The sequence below is a fragment of the Streptomyces sp. NPDC054796 genome (genome assembly GCF_053611545.1).
On the sequence record NZ_JBSHAO010000060.1, the window covers coordinates 13657 to 36762 of the forward strand.

General features: G+C 71.4%; 15 protein-coding genes. 5 read left to right on the top strand and 10 right to left on the bottom strand.

All coding sequences use genetic code 11. From position 1 onward, the window contains the following. Positions 1–68 precede the first annotated feature (68 nt). The 3 genes from ACWGJ2_RS33675 to ACWGJ2_RS33685 form a co-directional block, all read right to left on the bottom strand. Complete coding sequence (locus tag ACWGJ2_RS33675) at positions 69–971, bottom strand: sugar ABC transporter permease (RefSeq protein ID WP_453350148.1); 903 nt, start codon at positions 969–971, stop codon at positions 69–71. Positions 972–973: 2 nt separating this feature from the next. Then, positions 974–1852 carry a carbohydrate ABC transporter permease gene (locus ACWGJ2_RS33680; RefSeq protein ID WP_453350149.1) on the bottom strand — a complete coding sequence of 293 codons (879 nt, stop codon included), beginning with the start codon at positions 1850–1852 and terminating at the stop codon, positions 974–976. Positions 1853–2049: 197 nt separating this feature from the next. Next, a complete protein-coding gene (locus tag ACWGJ2_RS33685; RefSeq protein WP_453350124.1) occupies positions 2050–3324 on the bottom strand; it encodes an extracellular solute-binding protein in 1275 nt (424 codons plus the stop codon). Positions 3325–3584: 260 nt separating this feature from the next. Between ACWGJ2_RS33685 and ACWGJ2_RS33690 the strand changes: the two genes are divergently transcribed. From ACWGJ2_RS33690 to ACWGJ2_RS33700, 3 genes are read left to right on the top strand one after another with little or no spacing between them, the layout of a single operon-like run. After that, positions 3585–5201, top strand: a complete 1617-nt coding sequence (locus ACWGJ2_RS33690; RefSeq protein WP_453350125.1) for a glycoside hydrolase family 13 protein — start codon at positions 3585–3587, stop codon at positions 5199–5201. A 25-nt stretch (positions 5202–5226) separates the two neighbouring features. Then, positions 5227–6300 (top strand): LacI family DNA-binding transcriptional regulator, encoded by a 1074-nt coding sequence (locus ACWGJ2_RS33695; protein WP_453350126.1) that lies wholly within the window; start codon positions 5227–5229, stop codon positions 6298–6300. A 35-nt stretch (positions 6301–6335) separates the two neighbouring features. Continuing rightward, positions 6336–7235 (top strand): phosphatase PAP2 family protein, encoded by a 900-nt coding sequence (locus ACWGJ2_RS33700; protein ID WP_453350127.1) that lies wholly within the window; start codon positions 6336–6338, stop codon positions 7233–7235. A 39-nt stretch (positions 7236–7274) separates the two neighbouring features. Here ACWGJ2_RS33700 and ACWGJ2_RS33705 read toward each other — a convergent pair whose 3' ends face one another. The 4 genes from ACWGJ2_RS33705 to ACWGJ2_RS33720 form a co-directional block, all read right to left on the bottom strand. Next, the gene (locus ACWGJ2_RS33705; protein WP_453350128.1) at positions 7275–10409 is read right to left on the bottom strand and encodes a bifunctional [glutamine synthetase] adenylyltransferase/[glutamine synthetase]-adenylyl-L-tyrosine phosphorylase; all 3135 of its coding nucleotides are present in this window, start codon (positions 10407–10409) and stop codon (positions 7275–7277) included. A 219-nt stretch (positions 10410–10628) separates the two neighbouring features. After that, positions 10629–11990, bottom strand: a complete 1362-nt coding sequence (gene glnA / locus ACWGJ2_RS33710) for a type I glutamate--ammonia ligase (protein WP_453350129.1) — start codon at positions 11988–11990, stop codon at positions 10629–10631. 437 nt (positions 11991–12427) lie between these two features. Then, positions 12428–13627, bottom strand: a complete 1200-nt coding sequence (locus tag ACWGJ2_RS33715) for a S8 family peptidase (protein WP_453350130.1) — start codon at positions 13625–13627, stop codon at positions 12428–12430. Between the two features lie 119 nt (positions 13628–13746). Continuing rightward, complete coding sequence (locus ACWGJ2_RS33720; RefSeq protein WP_453350131.1) at positions 13747–14922, bottom strand: helix-turn-helix transcriptional regulator; 1176 nt, start codon at positions 14920–14922, stop codon at positions 13747–13749. A 266-nt stretch (positions 14923–15188) separates the two neighbouring features. Here ACWGJ2_RS33720 and ACWGJ2_RS33725 point away from each other — a divergent pair, with 266 nt between their 5' ends. Next, entirely contained in the window at positions 15189–16958 is a 1770-nt protein-coding gene (locus ACWGJ2_RS33725; RefSeq protein WP_453350132.1) for an NAD+ synthase, read from the top strand. Between the two features lie 337 nt (positions 16959–17295). On the opposite strand, the gene ACWGJ2_RS33730 is transcribed toward ACWGJ2_RS33725, so the two are convergent. The 3 genes from ACWGJ2_RS33730 to ACWGJ2_RS33740 all read right to left on the bottom strand — a co-directional run bounded on the left by ACWGJ2_RS33730 (position 17296) and on the right by ACWGJ2_RS33740 (position 21895). Next, entirely contained in the window at positions 17296–18513 is a 1218-nt protein-coding gene (locus ACWGJ2_RS33730) for an MFS transporter (protein WP_453350133.1), read from the bottom strand. A gap of 258 nt (positions 18514–18771) precedes the next feature. Beyond that, positions 18772–19689 (bottom strand): endonuclease/exonuclease/phosphatase family protein, encoded by a 918-nt coding sequence (locus tag ACWGJ2_RS33735; protein WP_453350150.1) that lies wholly within the window; start codon positions 19687–19689, stop codon positions 18772–18774. A 583-nt stretch (positions 19690–20272) separates the two neighbouring features. Beyond that, the gene (locus ACWGJ2_RS33740) at positions 20273–21895 is read right to left on the bottom strand and encodes an MFS transporter (protein WP_453350134.1); all 1623 of its coding nucleotides are present in this window, start codon (positions 21893–21895) and stop codon (positions 20273–20275) included. A gap of 205 nt (positions 21896–22100) precedes the next feature. Between ACWGJ2_RS33740 and panB the strand changes: the two genes are divergently transcribed. After that, positions 22101–23054 (top strand): 3-methyl-2-oxobutanoate hydroxymethyltransferase, encoded by a 954-nt coding sequence (gene panB / locus ACWGJ2_RS33745; protein ID WP_453350135.1) that lies wholly within the window; start codon positions 22101–22103, stop codon positions 23052–23054. The last annotated feature ends 52 nt before the right edge of the window (positions 23055–23106 follow it).

Below are 23106 nucleotides of genomic sequence, written 5' to 3' on the forward strand. Positions count from 1 at the left end.
GGCACCGTGCCGTGCCTGTGCCGGGCGGCCCGTCGTCAGGACGTGGTCAGTACGTGCTCAGGACGTGCTCAGGACTTGGTCGCGCCCGCCGTCAGCCCCGAGACCAGGTGGCGCTGTGCGAAGCCGAAGACCAGCGCGGCCGGAACCGCGATGATGACCGCGGCGGCCGTCATGGAGCCCCAGTCCGAGCCGTAGCGGTTGACGAAGGTCTGGAGCCCGCCCGCGAGGGTCAGGTTCTCCTCGCCCGTCATGAAGGCGGTCGCGTAGGCGACCTCGGCCCACGCGGTGACGAAGGTGTAGAAGCCCGTCACGGCGATGCCCGGCTTGGCGAGCGGGAGGATGAGGCGCCAGAACGTGCCGAAGGGGTTGAGCCCGTCCACCCGGCCCGACTCGTCGATGGCGACGGGGATCGTGTCGAAGAAGCCCTTCATCATCCAGGCGCAGAACGGCACCGCGATGGTGAGGTAGGTGATGATCAGCCCGACCGGCTGGTTGAGAAGACCCAGCGTGGCCATCGTGTTGTAGAGCGGCACGATCAGCACCGCCATCGGGAACATCTGGGTGATCAGCAGCACCCACATCAGCGGGCGCATCCCGGGGAAGCGGAAGCGGCTGATGGCGTAGCCGGTGGTGGCCGCGATGAAGACACCGATGAGTGTCGTGCCGAGGACGACGAGCAACGAGTTGCCGAACCACGTCAGGAAGTAGGTGTCGTTGACGACGTGGTCGTAGTTGTCGAGCGTGAAGTGGCTGACCAGCGAGGTGGTGAACGCGTCGCTCTTCGGCTTGAAGGAGGTCACCAGCAGCCACAGCGGCGGGAACAGCGCCACGACGGTCGCCACCAGCAGCCCGATGTGCAGCCCTGTGGAGGCGAGCGGTCCGCGCTCCCGGAAGGAGCGCCGCCGCTTCGGGCTGTCGTGTACGTCGGTACGCGCTTCGGCGCCGACGTCGGCGTTGGCACGGGCGGGCATCGTCACCACACCTCTCCCTGTCGGCGGAGCGACCGCCGGTAGAACACCGTGAACAGCGAGAGCAGCACGAGGATGAGCACTCCCCAGGCAGCGGACGTCGCGAAGTCACGGGGGCTGTTGACGAAGGAGAGCCGGAACGCGTACGTCACGAGGATCTCCGTGGAGTCCCCTGGCCCGCCCTTGGTGAGCAGATAGATGACGGGGAACATGTTGAAGGTCCAGATGGTGCTGAGCAGGACGACGGTGCTGCTGACGGACCGCACGCCGGGCAGCGTGATGTTGCGGAAGCGCTGCCACGCGTTGGCGCCGTCCATCTCGGCCGCCTCGTACAGCTCGCCGGGTATCGCCTGGAGCGCGCCCAGCATGGCGACGATCATGAAGGGGACGCCGAGCCACACGTTCACCGCGATGACGGCGATCTTGGCCCAGACGGGGTCGCCCAGCCAGGGCACGGCGTCGATGCCGCCGCCGTCGAGGACCTTGTTGAGGATGCCGTCGCGCTCGTTGAACAGCATCTTCCAGGCGAAGACGGAGACGAACGCGGGGATGCCCCACGGCACGATCATCGCGACGCGGTAGAAGGAGCGCCCCTTGACCTGCCGGTTCAGCATGTTGGCGAGCCCGAGCCCGAGCAGGAAGGTGACGCTCACACAGCCCACGGTCCACACCAGGGTCCAGCCGAGCCGGTCCCAGAAGACGCTGTCGGACAGGATCGCCTTGTAGTTCTCCAGCCCTGTGAACTCGTAGGTGGCGGGGATGTGGTTGACGCCGATGGTGCGCTCGACGTTGGCCTCGTCGGCGTCGGTCACCGACAGCCACAGGCCGCGGCCCAGCGGGTAGCCGATGATGACCCCGATGACGATCACGACGGGCGCGACCATCGTCCAGGCGTACCAGTGGGTGGCCAGCGCGCGGCGCAGCGGTCCCGGTGTGCCGGGCGGACGGCCGCCGCTTCCGGCGGTGCGGCCCGAGGAGCGGCCCGCCCCGCGGGCGGGGGCCTTCCGGCCCCCGCCCGCTCCGGCGTCCGCGCCCGCGCCGCCGCCCTGCGGCGCGGAGGGATCAGCAGTGTTCACAGCGGTCACTTGTAGCTCTTGAGGAGCTTGCGGAACTCGTCACCCGTGTTCTTCGCCGCGTCCTCCGGTGAGGTGTCGCCGAAGAGGACGCCGTCGACCTGGCCGCGGATCGGCTCGAAGAGGGAGTTGCCCTCCGCGATCCAGGGCCGCTGCACGGCCTTGTCCACGGCGGGCTTGAAGAACTCGACCATCTCGTTCTTCTTGACCGAGGGCTCCTCGTACACCGACTCGCGGGTGGGGAGCAGGCTGATCTCCTCGGTGGTGCGCTTCTGCACCTCGGCGCTGCTCATGTACTTGGCGAACTCCTGCGCGGTGCGCATGTTCTTGGTGCCCGCGTAGACGGAGAGGTTCCAGCCGCCCTGCGGCGAGCCCTGCGCCTTGCTGCCCGCCGGGACGGCCGCGACGCCGAGGTTGTCCTTGTTGTCCCCGGTGAACTCCTTGCCCTCGCGGGCTCCGGCGATGTCCCAGGGCCCGTCGATGATCATGGCGGCCTCGCCGTCCTTGAACGCCTTGAGCCCGTTCTCCTGGCCGTCGCTGCTGTCGGTCATGGCGGCCTTGGAGTCGACCAGGTCCTTCATCGTGGCGAACGCCTTGGCGCCCGCCGCGTCGTCGACCTCGACCTCCTTGGCCGTCGCGTCGACGAGGTCGCCACCCTCGCCGTAGAGGTAGGGCAGGAACCAGTACGGGTCGTCGCCGCGCAGGTAGAGCGCGGTGGCCCCGGTCTTGTCCTTGATCTTCGGCGCGGCCTTCTTCAGGTCGGCGAAGGAGGTGGGCACCTCGACGCCCGCCTCCTTGAGCAGCCGCCTGTTGTAGAAGAGGCCGAGGGTGTCGGTGACCTGCGGCACCGCGTAGGTCTTGCCCTCGTAGCGGGTGCTGCCCGCGGCCGTCTTGAGGTAGTCGGACTCCTCGTCCAGCGCCGGGGTGCCGTCGAGCGGCGCGAGGTAGCCGAGCTTGGCGAAGTCGGCGACCCACGCGACCTCGGTACGCATCACGTCGGGGGCACCGGAGTTGCCGCCCGCCGCGTTCTTGAACTTCTGGTTCGCGTCGCCGAAGTTGACGTGCACGTACTTGACGTTCACCTTCGGGTGCTTCTTCTCGAAGTCCTCGGCGATCTTCTTGTACGTGCCCTTCTCCGCGTCGTTCGAGGTGTCCCAGTAGGTGACGGTGCCCGCGATCTCGCCCTTGGCACCGTTGTCGCCCTCGTCCCCGCCCCCGCCGCATGCCGTCGCCGTCAGTGCGAGCACCGCCGCTGCCGCGGTGGCCCCTATGCCACGCCGCATGTCCCATTCCTCCCACATGTACGCCTGCGCCGTTGCGGCGCCGGGCTGCGGAGGAACGTAACAGCGCGTCAATCTCTGCGAAAGACCTTGCGGCAAATTTCTGCAAGTTAAGTTGCACGATCTTTCGCAAAACCTTGCACTGCTGCTACGTTCGCGTCCGCGGGGCCCGCCGGGTGACCCCGGGACGAACGGCCGCGTTGAGCCGCGTGCGGCTCCCCGCAGTAGGCGACCTTGCCGGTCCTACCCGAGAGGGATGGCTCATGCCCCAGCCCCAGTACGCCGTCAACACCGACCCCGCCGCCGACGGCGACTCCGCAGCCCCGTCGGGCTGGTGGCGCGACGCCGTCATCTACCAGGTGTACGTCCGCTCCTTCTCCGACAGCGACGGCGACGGCATCGGGGACCTCCCCGGCATCCGCCAGCGCCTCCCCCACCTCGCCGAACTGGGCGTGGACGCCGTCTGGCTCACCCCGTTCTACGCCTCGCCCCAGGCCGACGGCGGCTACGACGTGGCCGACTACCGCGCCGTCGATCCCCGCTTCGGCGACCTCCAGGACGCCGACGACCTCGTCCGCGAGGCCCACCGCCTCGGCCTGCGCGTGATCGTCGACATCGTGCCGAACCACACCTCGGACCAGCACGCCTGGTTCCGCGCGGCCCTCGGCGGCGACGAGGCGGCACGCGCCCGCTACCACTTCCGGCCCGGCAAGGGCGCGGACGGCGAACTGCCCCCGAACGACTGGGAGTCCGTCTTCGGCGGTCCAGCGTGGACCCGTACACCCGACGGCGCCTGGTACCTCCACCTCTTCGCCCCGGAACAGCCCGACCTCAACTGGGACAGCCAGGAGGTGCACGACGAGTTCGAGTCGGTGCTGCGCTTCTGGCTCGACCTCGGCGTGGACGGCTTCCGCATCGACGTGGCCCACGGCATGGTCAAGGCCGAGGGGCTGCCCGACATCGGCCGCAAGGAACAGGCCCAGCTCATCGGCGCCCAGGAGCTGCCCTTCTTCGACCAGGACGGGGTGCACGAGATCCACCGCTCCTGGCGGCGGCTGCTCGACTCCTACGAGGGCGAGCGCGTCGGCGTCGCCGAGGCGTGGGCGCCCAACGCGGGCCGCCTCGCGCTCTACGTGCGCCCCGACGAGCTGCACCAGGCGTTCAACTTCCAGTTCCTGCGCGCCTCCTGGGACGCCGTCGAGATGCGCGCCGTCATCGAGGAGTCCATGGCCGCGACCACCTCCGTCGGAGCCCCGACCACCTGGGTGCTGTCCAACCACGACGTCGTCCGGCACACCACCCGCCTCGGCGGCCTCGACCGCGCGCGGGCAGCGGCCATGCTGCTGCTCGCGCTGCCCGGCTCCGCCTACCTCTACCAGGGCGAGGAACTGGGCCTCCCCGAGGTCACGGACCTGCCCGACGAGGTGCGCCAGGACCCCGCCTTCTTCCGCTCGGGGCACGACGCCGGCGGCCAGGAGGGCCGCCGCGACGGCTGCCGCGTCCCGCTGCCGTGGGAGAGCGAGGGCCCCTCGTACGGCTTCGGCCCCGGCGGCTCCTGGCTGCCGCAGCCCGAGGAGTGGAAGGAGCTGTCCGTCGAGGCGCAGACCGGCGACCCCCGCTCCACCCTGGAGCTGTACCGCTCGGCCCTCGCCCTGCGGCACCGGCTGCCGGGGCTCGGGGACGGCCCGCTGGAGTGGCCGGAGGCGCCCGAGGGTGTGCTCGCGCTCGGGCGGCCTGGCTTCGTCTGCACCGTCAACACGCTCGACAAGGAAGTGGAACTGCCTGTACCGGGCCGTCCGCTGCTCTCCTCGGCTCCGCTGGACTTCTCCGGTGGCCAGGCCCGGCTTCCCGCGAATTCGTGCACATGGTGGGAACTCTGAGATGAGGCCGGTAAGGTCCGGTCCTGTGACCGCACGGCTAGCTGACATCGCAGCACAGGCGGGGGTCAGCGAAGCCACGGTCAGCCGGGTCCTGAACGGCAAACCCGGCGTCGCCGCGACCACCCGTGAATCCGTACTCGCCGCTCTCGACGTCCTCGGGTACGAGCGGCCCGTCAAGCTGCGCCAGCGCAGCGCCGGGCTGGTCGGACTGATCACGCCCGAGCTGGAGAACCCGATATTCCCCGCGTTCGCGCAGGTCATCGCGCAGGGCCTGACGCGGCAGGGCTACACGCCCGTGCTCGCCACCCAGACCCCCGGCGGCTCGACAGAGGACGAGCTGACGGAGATGCTGGTGGACCGGGGGGTCTCGGGCATCATCTTCGTCTCCGGGCTGCACGCGGACACCACGGCCGACATGCAGCGCTACGAACGGCTGCGCGGCCAGGGCGTCCCCTTCGTCCTCATCAACGGCTTCTCCACCAAGGTCCAGGCCCCCTTCGTCTCGCCCGACGACCGCGCCGCCATGCGGCTCGCGGTGACCCACCTCGTCTCGCTCGGCCACCGCGGCATCGGGCTCGCGCTCGGGCCGAAGCGGTTCGTGCCCGTGCGGCGCAAGATCGAGGGCTATCTGCGCACCATGGAGGAGCAGCTCGGCCTGCCCGAGCGGGAGGCGGAGCTGCTCGTCCAGCACTCCCTCTACACCCTGGAGGGCGGCCAGGCCGCCGCCTCGGCGCTGCTGGAGCGGGGCTGCACGGCGGTCGTGTGCGCCAGCGACATGATGGCGCTCGGCGCGATCAGGGCAGCGCGGCAGCGGGGGCTCTCGGTGCCGGGCGAGGTGTCCGTCATCGGGTTTGACGACTCCCCGCTGATCGCCTTCACCGACCCGCCGCTGACCACCATCCGGCAGCCCGTCACCGCCATGGGGCAGGCCGCGGTCCGGGCGCTGCTGGAGGAGATCGAGGGCACTCCGGCCCCGCACAGCGAGTTCGTCTTCCTGCCTGAACTGGTCGTACGCGGTTCAACCGCTTCCGCTCCCATGGTCCTCAAGAAGTCGGCCGATCGGATGACCGAAACGGCCGAAGACCCGACCGCAGGATGATCGGCGACGGCCCCCCTTCTGGCAAACTGATTCCCATGGGGGCACCGACGACGAGGACGACGGACACACGCCACCCGGCCGGCGCGACACCCGACGAGGAGCAGCGCGAGACCGGGGCCGAAGCCGAGGCCGGGGGGCCTCGGGACGGCGGACCGCGGGACGGCAGGGCGTGGCGGGCCGGCACACTGCTGGAGCGCGTACGCTCCCCGAAACGGCCCCGCATCTGGTTCGAGATCGCCCTCATCGCCGTCAGCTATTGGACGTACTCCCTCATCCGCAACGCCGTGCCCGAGCAGCGCGCGCAGGCCCTGCGCAACGCGGACTGGATCTGGGAGATCGAGCGGATCCTCGGCATCGCGGTGGAGCAGTCCATCAATCACGCGGTGAACAGCGTCACCTGGCTCATCGTGACGATGAACTACTACTACGCGACGCTCCATTTCATCGTCACCATCGCCGTCCTGGTGTGGCTCTATCTCGCCCACCCCGGGCGGTACGCGGCCACCCGCCTGGTCCTGTTCGCCACCACCGGCGTCGCCCTCCTGGGCTACTACCTCTTCCCCCTCGCCCCGCCCCGCCTGATGAACGGCGGCGATTTCATCGACACCGTCCAGGTCCACCACACGTGGGGCTCGATGGCCTCGGGGAACCTCGCGGAGATGTCGAACCAGTACGCGGCGATGCCGTCCATGCACATCGGGTGGTCGGTGTGGTGCGGGGTCACCATCGCCATGCTGGCCAGGACGGCGTGGGTCCGCGCGCTGGGGTACGCGTATCCGCTGACCACGCTGATCGTCATCGTCTGCACGGCCAACCACTTCTGGCTCGACGCCGTGGGGGGCCTGCTGTGCCTGGCCTTCGGCTTCGTCCTCTCCTACGGCTGGTACGGCCGCCTCTCCTACCGCCTCCCCCAACTGGTCCCGGCCACGGCGTAGAGGCCGCGCCCCCCATGGCGGGCCGGGCATGCGGGGTCGCTATTCGGCCGCGTCGTAGAAGAGCCGCTCCATCACGCCGCGCGCCCGGCGCGTCGTACGGCGGTAGTCGTCGAGCATGTCGCCGACGTGCCCCGGCTCGTACCCGAGATAGCGCCCCACCGCCGACAGCTCCCGCGACTCCGAGGGGAACGTGTCACCGGCACGCCCCCGCACGAGCATCGTCGCGTTGCGCACCCGCGTGGCCAGCAGCCACGCCTCGTCCAGGATCTCGGCGTCGTCCGTGTCGAGCAGCCCCGCCGCGTGGGCCGCTGCCAGCGCCTCGCGGGTCCGCGTCGTGCGCAGTCCCGGCTCGGCCCAGCCGTGCCGCATCTGGATCAACTGGACCGTCCACTCGACGTCCGTCAGGCCGCCGCGCCCCAGCTTCGTGTGCGTGGTCGGGTCGGCGCCACGCGGCATGCGTTCCGCCTCCATGCGGGCCTTGAGCCGACGGATCTCGCGCACCGCGTCCTCGCCGAGCCCCTCGTGCGGGTACCGCAGCGGGTCGATCAGGCCGATGAAGCGCTCGCCGAGGTCGGCATCGCCCGCGACGGGCTGGGCGCGCAGCAGGGCCTGGCTCTCCCAGACCGCCGACCAGCGGCGGTAGTAGGCGGCGTAGGAGCTGAGCGAGCGGGTCAGCGGCCCGCTCTTGCCCTCGGGGCGCAGGTCCGGGTCGATGATCAGGGGCGGGTCGGAGCTGGGGAGCTGGAGCAGCCGCCTGATCTCGGTGGCGACGGCCAGCGCCGCCTTCGACGCCTCCTCCTCGCCCACCCCCTCGCGGGCCTCGTGCACGAACATCACGTCGGCGTCGGAGGCGTAGTTCATCTCGTGGCCGCCGAAGCGGCCCATGCCGATGATGGCGAACCTGGCGGGCAGCTCGTCGCCCCACTGCTGGCGCACGGCGGAGCGCAGGGCGCCAGCGAGGGCGGCGGCGTTGAGGTCGGTGAGCGCGTTGCCGACGCGGTCGACGGCCGGGGCCGGGTCGTCGGCGACGGGGACCTCGTCGGTGCCGTAGGCGCCGATGACGTCGGCCGCCGCCGTGCGGAACAGCTCGCGCCGCCGCACGCCCCTGGCCACGGCCACGGCCTGCTCCGCGTCCCCGGCGCGGCCCACCGCTGACAGCACCTCCTGCGTGAGCGCCTCGCGCCCGCGCGGGCGCAGGTCGTCCGTCGAGCCGAGCAGCGCGACGGCCTCGGGTGCGCGCAGCAGCAGGTCGGGCGCGAAGCGTCCGGCGGACAGGACGCGGGCCAGGTTCTCGGCCGCGACGCCCTCGTCGCGCAGCAGCCGCAGGTACCAGGGCGTCTTGCCGAGCGCGTCGGAGACCTTGCGGAAGCCGAGCAGGCCCGCGTCCGGGTCGGCCGAGTCGGCGAACCAGCCGAGCAGCACCGGCAGCAGGGTGCGCTGGATGGCGGCCTTGCGGCTGACGCCGCTGGCCAGCGCCTCCAGATGGCGCAGCGCCCCGGCCGGGTCGGCGTAGCCGAGTGCCTCCAGGCGCTGGCGCGCGGCGCGCGGGGAGAGCCGGGCCTCGCCGACGTCGAGCTGGGCCACCGCGTCGAGCAGCGGCCGGTAGAAGAGCTTCTCGTGCAGCCGCCGCACGGCCGTCGCGTGCCGCCGCCACGTCTTGTGCAGCTCGGCGACGGGCTCGCTGCGGTAGCCGAGGGAGCGGGCCAGGCGCCGCTGGTCGGCCTCGGTCTCCGGCATGAGGTGGGTGCGGCGCATGTGGTGGAGCTGGATACGGTGCTCCATGGTGCGCAGGAAGCGGTACGAGGCGTCCAGCGCGGCGGCGTCCTGGCGGCCGACGTAGCCCCCTGCGGCGAGTGCTTCGAGGGCTTCGAGGGTGGTGGGGCTGCGCAGGGTGGCGTCGGAGCGGCCGTGCACGAGCTGGAGGAGCTGCACGGCGAACTCGACGTCCCGCAGCCCGCCGGGCCCCAGCTTCAGCTCGCGCTCGACCTGCGCGGCGGGGATGTTCTCGACGACGCGGCGGCGCATCTGCTGGACGTCGGTCACGAAGTTCTCGCGCTCGGCCGCCTGCCAGACCATGGGCCCGACGGCCTCCACGTACTGCTGCCCGAGCGCCAGGTCACCGGCCATGGGACGGGCCTTCAGCAGCGCCTGGAACTCCCAGGTCTTGGCCCAGCGCTGGTAGTAGGCCAGGTGCGAGGAGAGGGTGCGCACGAGCGGGCCGTTGCGTCCCTCGGGGCGCAGGTTGGCGTCGACGGGCCAGATGGTGCCCTCGGCCGTGGTGTCGGAGCAGATCCGCATCATGCGGGAGGCGAGGCGGGTGGCGGCCTGGAGCGCCTTGTCCTCGTCGGCGCCTTCGGCGGCCTCCGCGACGTAGATGACGTCGACGTCGGAGACATAGTTCAGCTCGTGGCCCCCGGCCTTGCCCATGCCGACGACAGCGAGGCGGCAGGAAGCGGCGTCCTCGGGCGCCTCGCACTCGGCGAGGGTGAGGGCTGCGCGGAGGGTGGCGGTGGCCAGGTCGGCGAGTTCGGCGGCGGTCTGGGCGAGGTCGCTGGTGCCGCACACGTCGCGCGCGGCGATGGACAGCAGGCAGCGCCGGTAGTGGTGGCGCAGCGCGTCGGGGTCCGTCACGTCTCCGAGTGCGGCCTCGAACTCCTCGACGCCGGGGTTGAGGTCGGCGGCCGACTCGTAGGTGACGAGCGCCTTCCAGTCCTCGGGGTGCCGGGCGAGGTGGTCGCCGAGTGCTTCGGAGGCGCCGAGCACGCCGAGCAGCCTGTCGCGCAGCGGCTTGCTGGCCAGCAGGGTGTCCAGCAGCTCCTGGCGGGGCCGCGCGTCGGGCTGTCCCCCGGCGCCGACGGCGCCCGCGCCCTCGACGGGCCCGGTGGACCCGGTGGACCCGGTGGACCCGGCCGCTCCGGGGGCCCCGGTGGACCCGGCCGCTCCCTCACCGGCGCGGCCCGGTACCTGCTCGGGCAGGGCCTCGGCGAGCCTGACGAGGCTGACCAGCGCGAGGTCGGGGTCCGCCGTGGCGCCGAGGGCGTCCAGCAGCCCGGCGTCGTCGCGGAGCGCGGCGAGGGCGGGGGCGTCGAAGAGCCGCTGCGCAGCGGCCGGGTCCGTGAACCCGTGCCGCAGATACCGCCCGAACCGGCTGTCCCGCCGCCCGCCCTGTGGCACGTTCGTCTCCGCCTCTCGTCTCTCTCGGGGTGGCCTGCTGATCGCTCACTCGCCGGAGGCCCGTCCCGCCCCATGATCTGCCTGTGTGCCGCGTCCCGCGCGGCGCCCTGTGACACGGGAAGCGACACACGGGACGCGGCCACGCCGACGGCGAGCACGCGCCCGAGGAGGCTTGCCCGTGCAGGGGCGCCGGGCCGGGGCCGGGGCGCGGCGGGCCGGTTACAGGACCGGCAGGGACTTGCGCAGCTCGAACGCCGTCACTTCGGAGCGGTACTCCTCCCACTCCTGCTTCTTGTTGCGCAGGAAGAAGTCGAAGACGTGCTCGCCCAGCGTCTCGGCGACCAGCTCGCTCCGCTCCATCAGCGTGATGGCCTCGCCGAGGTTCTGCGGAAGCGGCTCGATGCCCATCGCGCGGCGCTCGGAGTCGGACAGCGCCCATACGTCGTCGTCGGCGCCCGGCGGCAGCTCGTAGCCCTCCTCGATGCCCTTGAGCCCGGCGGCGAGCAGCACGGCGTAGGCGAGGTACGGGTTGGCACCGGCGTCCAGCGAGCGGACCTCGATGCGGGTGGAGCCCATCTTGCCGGGCTTGTACATCGGCACCCGGATGAGCGCGCTGCGGTTGTTGTGGCCCCAGCAGATGTACGAGGGGGACTCGCCGCCCTCGCCCGCCGTGCGGTTGGCGCCGCCCCAGATGCGCTTGTAGGAGTTGACCCACTGGTTGGTGACGGCGGAGATCTCGCCCGCGTGGTGGAGGAGCCCGGCGATGAAGGAACGGCCGACCTTGGAGAGCTGGTACTCGGAGCCGGACTCGTAGAAGGCGTTGCGGTCGCCCTCGAAGAGGGAGAGGTGGGTGTGCATGCCCGAGCCGGGGAACTCGGAGAACGGCTTGGGCATGAAGGTGGCCTGCACGCCCTGCTCCAGCGCGACCTGCTTCATGACCAGCCGGAACGTCATGATGTTGTCCGCCGTGGACAGCGCGTCCGCGTACCGGAGGTCGATCTCCTGCTGGCCCGGCGCTCCCTCGTGGTGCGAGAACTCGACGGAGATCCCCATCGACTCCAGCATGGTGATGGCCTGGCGGCGGAAGTCCATGCCGACGTGCTGCGGGGTGTGGTCGAAGTAGCCGGAGGAGTCGGCGGGCACGGGGCGGGTGCCGTCGACGGGCTTGTCCTTGAGCAGGAAGAACTCGATCTCGGGGTGGGTGTAGAAGGTGAAGCCGAGGTCGGAGGTCTTGGCGAGGGTCCGCTTGAGCACGTAGCGCGGGTCGGCGTACGAGGGGGAGCCGTCGGGCATCAGGATGTCGCAGAACATCCGGGCCGTGCCGGGGGCCTCCGCGCGCCACGGCAGTATCTGGAAGGTGCTCGGGTCGGGCTTGGCGATCATGTCGGATTCGTAGACCCGCGCGAAGCCCTCGATGGCCGAGCCGTCGAAGCCCATCCCCTCGTCGAACGCCTGTTCCAGCTCGGCGGGGGCCACTGCGACGGACTTCAGGAAGCCCAGCACGTCGGTGAACCAGAGCCGGACGAACCGGATGTCGCGCTCCTCCAGAGTGCGGAGCACGAATTCCTGCTGCTTATCCATATCCATCCATCCTCGCTGGTCAGGCCGCCCACTCCATGCCGAGGGGCATTTTGCGGGCACTTGAGCATCCCACCACACAGTTTCCGGGACATTGCGTACCCGTGCCCCGTGGGTGTACCCCCTTCCCGGCTCATGGTGCCTCCCGCCGGCGTCCCGGCTGCCCTCATTGTGGGGTACGTGCTGGATCTTGGTCGACCCGTGTTCGGAACGGACGGCCAACGGATGACCACGGAACGGCAAACAGCCGCGGCCCGGCATGTGGGGTACCGGGCCGCGGCCGTGGTGTGCGGTGACGCGGGTGGTGCTGACCGAGAGGGTGAAGCGGGCTGTGTGCCGGTGGGGGCCGGGTTCCGGTGTACGGGGTGGGGGGTACGGCGCTGGCGTCGCCGGGCCCGTACACCGGAGTCGCTCACCCGGAGCGGCTCACCCGGGAGCCCTTATTCGACGACGTTCAGCAGCAGGTTCGGGGAACCCTCGCCCGGGTTGCCGACGACGTCCTTGGAGGCGCCGTCGGTCAGTCCCTTGGCGACCGCCTCGGGCGTGGCGTCGGTGTGGCCCGAGAGGTAGACCGCCGCGGCGCCCGCGACGTGCGGGGAGGCCATGGAGGTGCCGGAGATGGTGTCGGTGGCGTCGTCCCCGGTGTTCCAGGCGCCGGTGATGTCCACGCCGGGGGCGTAGAGGTCCACCACGGAGCCGTAGTTGGAGAAGTCGGCCTGCGCGTCGGTGTTGTCCGTCGCGCCGACCGTCAGGGCCTCGGGGACCCGGGCCGGCGACGAGTTGCCCGCGTCGGTGCCCTCGTTGCCCGCGGCCACCGCGTAGGTGACGCCGGAGGCGATGGAGTTCGACACGGCCTCGTCCAGCGCCTCGTCGGCGCCGCCGCCCAGGGACATGTTGGCGACGGAGGGGCCCTCGTGGTTCTTGGTGACCCAGTCGATGCCCGCGACGACGCCCTCGGTGGTGCCGGAGCCCTGGTCGTCCAGCACGCGGACGGCCACGATCTCGGCCTTCTTGGCGACGCCGTGCGCCTCACCGGCGACGGTGCTGGCCACGTGGGTGCCGTGGCCGTTGCCGTCGTTGGCGTCCTCGTCGCCGTCCACGGCGTCGAAGCCGCTGGTGGCACGGCCGCCGAAGTCGGCGTGCGAGGTGCGGACGCCGGTGTCGATGACGTACGCCTTGACGCCCTCACCCGCGCTGTCCGGGTAGGTGTACTTCTTGTCGAGGTTCAGCTCGGGGGTGTCGATGCGGTCGAGGCCCCAGGAGGGCGGGTCGGCCTGCTCGCCGGTTATGGAGTGCTTCTGGTTCGCGTAGACCTTGTCCACGGCCGGGTCGGCGGCGAGCTGCTTGGCCTCGTCGGCCGACATGGAGGCGGAGTAGCCGTTGAGGGCGTGGGTGAAGGTTCTGTCCACCTTGCCGCCGTGCTCCTTGACGACGGACTTGCCCTCGGCCGAGGACGCCTTCACGGCCGACTTCTTCATCGTGACGATGTAGCTGCCCTTGACGGCCTTGGCGGAGTTCGCTCCGACGACGGTGCCTTCGACCGGGGCCGCGTTCGCGGGGAGGGCGGCGCCCGCTCCGACGGCGGCTGCTGCTACGGCCGCGGCGATCCCGACGGCAACCTTCTTACGCGTCACTGCCATTGCGAGGGTTCCTCCTCGTGTGGGGGGTGCGCTGTGGGGTGCGCGATCGAAGCTCAGCACAGTGACGCGGGCAGGACAAGGGTGGCCCCGAAAGGGGCTTTCCGGTCATTGGCGCAGGTTCAACTCACCTCGGACGCGGGCCCGATGACGGATTCCGCGTCCGGTGACGGACCCGAGGACGGACCCGGTGACGGGTTCGACGACGGGGTCCGCGACGGGTCCGCTGACGCATCCGGTGACGCGTCCAGCGACGGGTCGGGCGAAGGGGCCGTCGACGGGCTCGGCGGCTGGAGCACCCAGCCCAGGCTGGCCGCGCGCATGCCGAGCTGGAAGCGCGTGGACGCGTTGAGCCGGTCCATCAGCCCGTGCAGACGGCGCTGGAAGGTGCGGTAGCTGACACCGAGCTGACGCGCCATGACCTGGTCCGTCATCCCCGTCGTCAGCAGCGCCAGCAGCCTCGACTCGTCCGGCGTCGGACCGTCGGCCGCGCCCTTCGGGCGGCCACCGAGGTAGTCGGAGAGCGGCAGCGCACGGGCCCACAGCACCTCGAAGAACTCGCACAGCGAGTCCAGCAGCCCCGAGGGGTGTACCACCACGCTGCTGACCAGCTCGTGCGGGGCCGCGCGCAGCGGGATGAGGGCGATGCGATCGTCGGCGATGAGGAGCTTGGTGGGGGTGTCGGCCATCACCCGCGCGTCCTCGCCGAGTTCGGCGCAGTGCCCGATGTCGGTGTCCAGCCGGTGGAAGCTGGCCAGGCCGTCGGTGTCGTAGATGACGCGGTAGCCGATGCCCTGCCGCATCATCTGCTCCTGCACCGGCATGATCCCGGTCTTCGGGTCCAGCTGGTCCGGGTCGCTGTTGGCATACGGGGGCCGGTCGATGCCGCGTATCTCCTGGCGTGCGCTGCGCTGGAGCTGGTCGACCTGACGGATCACGGCCGCGCGGCCCGTGACGATCTCCACGAGGTCGACGGGGTCGCGGCCCGCCGCGTTGGCCCGGAAGCGCGCCGCCAGCACCTGGATATGGCGGCGGGTGCGGTGGATGGACTCCTCGCGGGCCAGCAGCAGGGACTCGAAGGCGACCTCGGGCGCGACGGGCAGATAGCGCTCCTCGCCGCCCCGCTCCCCGGAGAAGCGGCCTACCAGGCTCAGGCGTTCCAGCGAGGTCAGGCTCTCGCGGATACGGGGCGCGCCCAGACCGAGCGCCGCGCGCAGCTCGGAGACGGTGACCGCGCCGTCCACGAGCGCCTCGTAAGTCCGCTGCTGGACGGGGTCAAGTCCGAGTGCCTCCAACATGCACGCATCCTCCGTGGGGTGGCGAGTTCGCGTCAATGACCGAAGCCCGCCACGGCCCCCGCATTCCCCTCCCAACCCCCTGATACCACCCATACCGCTGGCGTGGTCCCGCCTCCGGCGTGCGACGGCCGGGGCGCCTCGCGCCTGGCCGGAACCGGACGTACCGGCCGGTCCGTCGCCACGCGGCAGAAGGGGGGACGGGCGCGCCCCGCCCCCTCCCAGAGGCATCGCGTCACTTTGACGGTTACGCGGTTACCCTTGGACCCGTGCCTCAACTACGTCTCGCCCTGAACCAGATCGACTCCACCGTCGGCGACCTCGACGGGAACGCCGAGTCGGTAGTCCGCTGGACCCGGCACTCCGTCGAGCAGGGGGCGCACCTCGTGGCGTTCCCCGAGATGATGCTGACCGGGTATCCCGTCGAGGACCTGGCCCTGCGGTCCTCGTTCGTCGAGGCCAGCCGCGCCGCGCTGCGCGCGCTCGCCGGGCGGCTCGACGAGGAGGGCTTCGGGCAGGTGCCGGTGATCGTCGGCTATCTCGACCGCGCCGAGCGGGCCACCCCCGCCTACGGGCAGCCCGCCGGCGCCCCGCAGAACGCGGCGGCCGTGCTGCACGGCGGCGAGGTCGTGCTGACGTTCGCCAAGCACCACCTCCCCAACTACGGCGTCTTCGACGAGTTCCGCTACTTCGTGCCCGGCGAGACCCTCCCGGTCGTCCGCGTGCACGGCGTGGACGTGGCACTCGCCATCTGCGAGGACCTGTGGCAGGACGGCGGCCGGGTGCCCGCGGCGCGCACGGCGGGCGCGGGGCTGCTGGTCTCCGTCAACGCGTCCCCGTACGAGCGGGACAAGGACGACACCCGCCTGGAGCTGGTGCGCAAGCGCGCCCAGGAGGCCGGGTGCACCACCGCCTACCTCGCCATGATCGGCGGCCAGGACGAGCTGGTCTTCGACGGCGACTCGATCGTCGTGGACAGCGCGGGAGAGGTCATCGCGCGGGCCCCCCAGTTCGAGCAGGGCTGCGTCGTCCTCGATCTCGACCTGCCCGCCGCCTCCGCCACCCCGCCCAGCGGCACGGTGGACGACGGGCTGCGCGTCGAGCACGTGGTGCTGTCCGAGGACCCGCTGCCCGCGTACGAGCCGGAGGTCACCGGCAGCGAGGCGCCCCGCCTGGAGGACGACGAGGAGATCTACACCGCGCTGGTCGTGGGCCTGCGCGCGTACGTCGCCAAGAACGGCTTCCGCTCCGTGCTCATCGGCCTCTCCGGCGGCATCGACTCCGCACTGTGCGCGGCCATCGCCTGCGACGCGGTCGGCCCGGACAACGTCTACGGCGTCTCCATGCCCTCCCGCTACTCCTCGGAGCACTCCAAGGGCGACGCGGCCGAGCTGGCCGAACGCACGGGGCTGCACTTCCGTACGGTGCCGATCGGGCCGATGTTCGACGCGTACATGGAGTCGCTGGAGCTGACGGGGCTCGCGGAGGAGAACCTCCAGTCCCGGCTGCGCGGCACCATGCTGATGGCGCTGTCCAACCAGGAGGGCCACATCGTGCTGGCCCCCGGCAACAAGTCCGAGCTGGCCTGCGGCTACTCCACGCTGTACGGGGACTCGGTCGGCGCGTACGGGCCGATCAAGGACGTCTACAAGACGAACGTCTTCCGCCTCGCCAAGTGGCGCAACCGCGCCGCTGCCGAGCGCGGCCACACCCCGCCGATCCCGGAGAACTCGATCACCAAGCCCCCGAGCGCCGAGCTGCGCCCCGGCCAGGTGGACACGGACTCGCTGCCCGACTACGACGTGCTGGACCGCGTCCTCAAGCTCTACGTGGACGGGGACAAGGGCCGCGAGGAGATCGTGGCCCGCGGCTTCGACGCGGAGCTGGTCACCCGCGTGCTGCGGATGACGGACACGGCGGAGTACAAGCGGCGCCAGTACCCGCCGGGCACAAAGATCTCCGCCAAGGGCTTCGGCAAGGACCGCCGCCTCCCCATCACCAACCACTGGCGCGACACGGGGGCGCCCCGGCGGGCGTGACCTGGGCTGCGGCACGCCGTGACGGGGTACGCCGTGGCACGGTGCGCCATGACGCGGCGCGTTCTTACGTGAAGGGCCCGCTCCCTCCGAGGGTGCGGGCCCTTCCGCGTGCTGTCCGGGCCGGACAGACGAGCGGCCCCTGTCAGGCCCAGGCGCCACCACCGCACGGGACCGGCCGGTCAGGCGGACCGGCCACGAGGCCGGTGCCCCCTCGGCGGCCGAGGCGCCCCCTGGCCACGCGGCCCACGGCCACCGCGAAGCGAAGAGCCCGCCCCCGAAGGGGCGGGCTCTCCTGCGTCACCGGCCGGGCCCGACGAACGGGGCCCGGGGCCCGGAGTCAGCCGGAGATCTCCGCGTGCTCCTCGCGGGCGGGAGCCGCGCCCCGTGCCACGACGCGCGAGATCGACCCCGTCGCGCCCCGGTCCAGGAAGCCCGCGAGGAGGGCCGTGGCCAGGCCCGCGAAGGCGAGCACCGCGCCGACCAGCGTGGGCGACGTCCAGCCGAAGCCCGCCGAGATGACGGCGCCGCCGAGCCAGGCGCCACCCGCGTTCGCGATGTTGAACGCGGAGTGGTTGGAGGCGGAGGCCAGCGTCGGCGCGTCATGGGCCTTGGTCATCACGAGCATCTGGATCGGCGTCGTCGTGCCGAAGCCGACCGCGCCGAGCACCACCACCATCACGAGCGCCGCCCACTGCACGTGCACCGCGTAGTTGAAGACGATCAGCGCGACGCCGAGCGCGGCCAGCGCCCCGTACAGGGTGGGCCGCAGGGCGCGGTCCGTCAGCGGGCCCGCGGCGAAGGCGCCGAGCGTCATGCCGATGCCGAACAGGGCCAGGACCAGCGTGACCGTCGAGTCGCCGAAGCCGGTGATCTTGGTCATCATCGAGGCGAGGTAGCTGTAGACGGCAAAGACGCCGCCGAAGCCGAGCACGGCGGTGAGCAGCCCGAGCAGCACCTGCCGGTTGCCGAGGGCCCGGATCTCGTGCCCGACGCCGCTGTGCTTCTCCAGCGGCAGCTTCGGGATCAGCACCGCGAGCGCCGCCATCGAGACCAGTCCGATGACGGTGACGACGAGGAAGGTGGCGCGCCAGCCGAGCTGCTGGCCGAGGGCCGTACCGGCCGGGACGCCGACGATGTTGGCCACCGTCAGGCCCATGAACATCACCGCGACGGCCCGCGCGCGCCGGTCCTCGGAGACCAGCCGCGCCGCGACCACCGCGCCGACGCCGAAGAACGCGCCGTGCGGCAGCCCGGCCAGCACCCGCCCTGCCATGAGGGTGCCGAAGCTGGGGGCGAGCGCGGAGGCGAGGTTACCGACGGTGAACAGTGCCATGAGCGCCAGCATCATGCGCTTGCGCGGGATGCGGGCGCCGAGCGCGGTGAGGAGGGGCGCGCCGACGACGACGCCGATCGCGTACGCGGAGACGAGGTACCCGGCCGTGGGCACCGACGTGCCCAGGTCGTCCGCGACGTTGGGCATGAGGCCCATCATGACGAACTCGGTCGTACCGATCCCGAAGGCCGATATCGCCAGGGCGAGCAGGGCCATGGGCATAGAGCAGGAACCTTTCCAGGCAGTGGTGGTCGTCGGGACAAGCCGACAGATGTAACAGAAGGGGTACTGCGGAGAAAAATTGTGCGAAGCGGAGCGTTCCACCCTGAACGACTCCGTAAGTTCTCCAGCAGAACAAAGTCTCGCACCCTCATTGTTCCTGGATGCCAACATCGCGTTTCGAGCGGGCTACAACACAGCGGCGCCCCGGTCGCGCACGGAGCGTGACCGGGGCATCGGGGCCCGTGAAAGCAGGAAGGGCTACAGCTTGACGGAGGCCGCCACCGGGAGGTGGTCGCTGCCCGTGGCCCCTAGGGTCCAGGACGAGACCGGCTCCAGCCCCTTGACCATGATCTGGTCGATCCGGGCCATCGGGAACGACGCGGGCCAGCTGAAGCCGAAGCCGTCGCCCGCCGCGCCCTGCGTGGAGCGCATCTGCGCGGTGACGGGGGCGAGCGCGCGGTCGTTCATGGTGCCGTTGAGGTCACCGAGCAGCACGATCCTGTCGGCCTTCTCGTGCTTGATGGCCTCGCCCAGCGCTGTCGCGCTGTCGTCGCGCTGCCCGGCCGTGAAGCCCGAGCGGAACTGCACCCGCACGGACGGCAGATGCGCGGCGTAGACGGCGACGTCGCCCTTGGGGGTCTCGACGGTGGCGCGCATGGCGCGCGGCCAGCCCATCTTGATGTCGACGCTCTTCGCGTCCTTCATCGGGTACTTGCTCCACACGCCGACCGTGCCCACCACCTTGTGGTACGGGAAGGTCCCGTCGAGGTGCATCTCGTACGAGCCCGCCTTGCCCGACGCGATCTCCTCCAGCGCGACCACGTCGGCGCCCGACCGGATCAGCCCGCGCGCGGTGCCCGCGAGGTCCTGGTTCTCCGCGTTGACGTTGTGGGTGACGACGGTGAGGTCACCGCCCGTCCCGGACTTGTCGGTGACCTGTCCGGCGAAGAGGTTCATCCACACGAGGACGGGCAGCAGCAGCGCGATCAGCGCCGTGGCGGAGCGGCGCAGCACCGCCAGCAGCAGGAGCACGGGGATGAGCACCCCGCCCCAGGGGAGGAACGTCTCCCACAGCGAGCCCAGGTTGCCGACGGCGTTGGGGACTTCGGAGTGCAGGATCAGCGCGAGGCCGAGCAGTACGGCGATGACCGCGATGATCCAGCCGCGCCGCCACATGCCCTCGCCGCCCCATCGTGCGAACGCGCGTCGCGCCCGGCTGCCGCTGTGCCGGAGGCGGGGGCCCTGACCCCGGTCCCCCTCGGCAGTCTCCGAGGCTTCCGCCATGTCCGCGCGTGCCATCCGCTGTCCTCACTCGCCTGTGCCGTATGCCCGTATGCCCGTATGCCCGTATGCCCGTATGCCGGAAGAACGATAAGCGCCGCAGGGAATGTCATGAAATTCCCGTCAGCCCGACCGCTTTGAAGAGCCGTACGGTGCCGTGCCGTACGGAGTGCAGGACGAATGCCGCGGCACGTGAGGTTCCGGTACCCGGAGATCATTTCTGGCCTGTGACAAAAACCGCACATTACCCTTCGTACATCAGCCCGCGGGGCCCACGCGGACGTTCTGCCGAGCCGGTGCGCGCGTGCCCGCGGGCGGGCAGGTCGCAGGGTAGGCAGAGAGCCGGATCACCGCGCAACTCGCCTGTCTCCGGCCCGCGTCACGGCACACCCCGCGAGCATCCCGCGCGCACTCCGCGAGCGCCCCGTGCAGCGTCTCACGGCGCCGACGGGGACGGGGACACAGGCGCGCGCAGCCGCTACCGGCGCGCCCCCACCGAGCGCTCGCCCCGCCCGCCGCGCCCGTCGCGTCCGCCCCGCTCCGGCCCCTTCGGCGCCGGGGGCTTCCCCGGCAGCCACAGGAGCACGACGAGCGCGCCCAGCACGGCGACGGCGGCCGAGCCGAGCACGGTCATGTGCATCGCGTCGACGAACGCCGCCTTGCCCTGCTCCACCAGCGCGTGCCCCGCCGGGCCCATCCGCTCCGCGACGGTCAGGGTGGCCTCGATCGACTCCCCCGCGGCGTGCCGGGCGCCCGGCGGCAGCGCGGACAGCTCGTCCTCGACGCCGTCGCGGTACGTCGTCGAGAGCAGCGATCCGAGGACCGCGACCCCCAGGGCGCCGCCGACCTGCCGGAACGTGTTGTTGACCGCCGAGGCGGAACCCGCCTTCTCCCGGGGCAGCGACTGCATGATCGAGACCGTGGCGGGCGGCATGATGTGCGCCATCGCCGTGCCCTGGACGAAGAAGAGGGCCTCCAGCCCCCAGACGGGTGTGGTCTCGTCGAAGAGGAGGAACGCCGACATGCCCGCCGCGATCAGCAGCATCCCCGTCGCGCACACCGCCTTGGCCCCGAACCGCTCGACCACCAGGCGTGCCCGTGGCGCGAAGACGAGCTGGGCCAGGGCGAGCGGCAGCATCAGCAGTCCGGCCTCCAGGGGGCTGTAGCCGCGCACGCTCTGGATGTAGAAGACGGAGAAGAAGGTCACGCCCATGAGCGCGAAGAAGACGAGCGCGATGGCGACGACGGCGGCCGAGAAGGCGGGCTTCCCGAAGTGGCGGACGTCGAGGGCCGGGTGGTCGACGCGCCGCTCGTACAGCACGAACCCGGCCAGCACCAGCAGCCCGCCGGCCACGGTGAGCAGCACCCGCGGGTCGGTGAAGTCGGCCAGCTGGCCGCCCCTGATGATCCCGTACACCAGCAGGACGAGACCGGCGACGGACAGCAGCACCCCGACCGGGTCGAGGCGCCCCGGCGCGGGGTCGCGGGAGTCGGGCACCAGCACGGCCATGGCGATCAGCGCGACGACGACGATGGGCACGTTGACCAGGAAGACCGAGCCCCACCAGAAGTGCTCCAGGAGCAGCCCTCCCGTGATCGGCCCGATGGCGATGGCGAGGCCGACGCCGCCCGCCCAGATGCCGATGGCCTTGGGCTGCTCGTCGCGCTCGAAGACGTTCATCAGGACCGCCAGCGTCGCGGGCATCACGAACGCGCCGCCCAGGCCCATCACGGCCCGGAACGCGATCAGCTCGCCCGGTGAGGAGGAGACGGCGGCCAGCACGGAGCCGGTGCCGAAGACGAGGATCCCGGCGAGCAGTACCTTCTTGCGGCCGAGGCGGTCGCCGAGCAGCCCCGCGGTGAACAGGAGCCCGGCGAAGACCAGGGTGTAGGAGTTGATCGCCCACTCCAGCTGGCTCTGCGTCGCGCCGAGCCCGGTGGGCGGGGGCTGGGCGATGGTCTTCATCGCGACGTTGAGGATCGAGTTGTCCAGCACGACGATCAGCAGGCTGAACATCAGCACGGCGAGGATGGCCCAGCGACGCCGGTGCACCGCCTCCGGCACCTGCCTGGCCACGGGTACGTCCGCGGGTGCGCTCATGCGAGCCAGGCTAATGTGATTTCCGATACGGCACCGTCTCGTATCACCGAGCTCTCGCCGAGTTCTCTCCCAGGGGGGAGAGGGAGAGGGACCAAGCTCTCCCCCGGGCACACTTCCCCCGGCGCTTCGCGCCGTGCCAGCATGGCGGGGTATCCGGGGACGCCGTAAGGGCGCCTCGAGACGACGGACACAGGGAGCACGTGCGATGACGCATGCCCAGAAGCAGCCTGCCCGGAAGACGCCCGCGCAGCAGACGCCCGCCCAGGAGACGCCCGGCCAGCAGGACAAGGCCCAGGCCCAGGGCCCGGCCTCGGCCCCGGCGTCCAAGAAGCAGCCCGCGACGCTCTACGGCGGCGCGAAGAACCGCCGCGTCACCATCCGCGACCTCGCCGCCGCCAAGGAGCGCGGCGAGAAGTGGCCCATGCTGACCGCCTACGACGCGATGACCGCCTCCGTCTTCGACGAGTCCGGCATCCCCGTCATGCTCGTCGGCGACTCCATGGGCAACTGCCACCTCGGCTACGAGAGCACCGTGCCCGTCACGCTGGACGAGATCGCGATGCTCTCGGCCGCCGTCGTACGGGGCACCAAGCGCGCCCTCATCGTGGCCGACCTGCCCTTCGGCACGTACCAGGAGGGCCCCACCCAGGCGCTGCGCAGCGCCACCCGGCTCATCAAGGAGGCGGGCGTGGGTGCGGTCAAGCTGGAGGGCGGCGAGCGCTCGGCGCACCAGGTCGAGCTGCTCGTGCAGTCCGGCATCCCCGTCATGGCCCACGTGGGGCTCACCCCGCAGTCCGTGCACTCCATGGGGTACCGCGTGCAGGGCCGCGGCGAGGAGGCGGCGCAGCAGTTGCTGCGGGACGCGAAGGCGGTCCAGGACGCGGGCGCGTTCGCCGTCGTCCTGGAGGCCGTGCCCGCGGCGCTGGCCGCCGAGGTGACGCGCTCGCTGTACGTGCCCACCGTCGGCATCGGCGCTGGCGCCGAGTGCGACGCGCAGGTCCTGGTGTGGACCGACATGGCGGGGCTGACGCCGGGGCGCGTGCCCAGCTTCGTGAAGCAGTACGCGCGGCTGCGCGAGACCCTGGGCGACGCGGCGAAGACCTTCGCCGAGGAGGTCGTCTCCGGTTCCTTCCCGACCGAGGACCACAGCTTCGCGTAAGCCCCCGAACGGGGCCGCTGAACGGGGCCGACGAGCGGGCCTGAGCGGAATT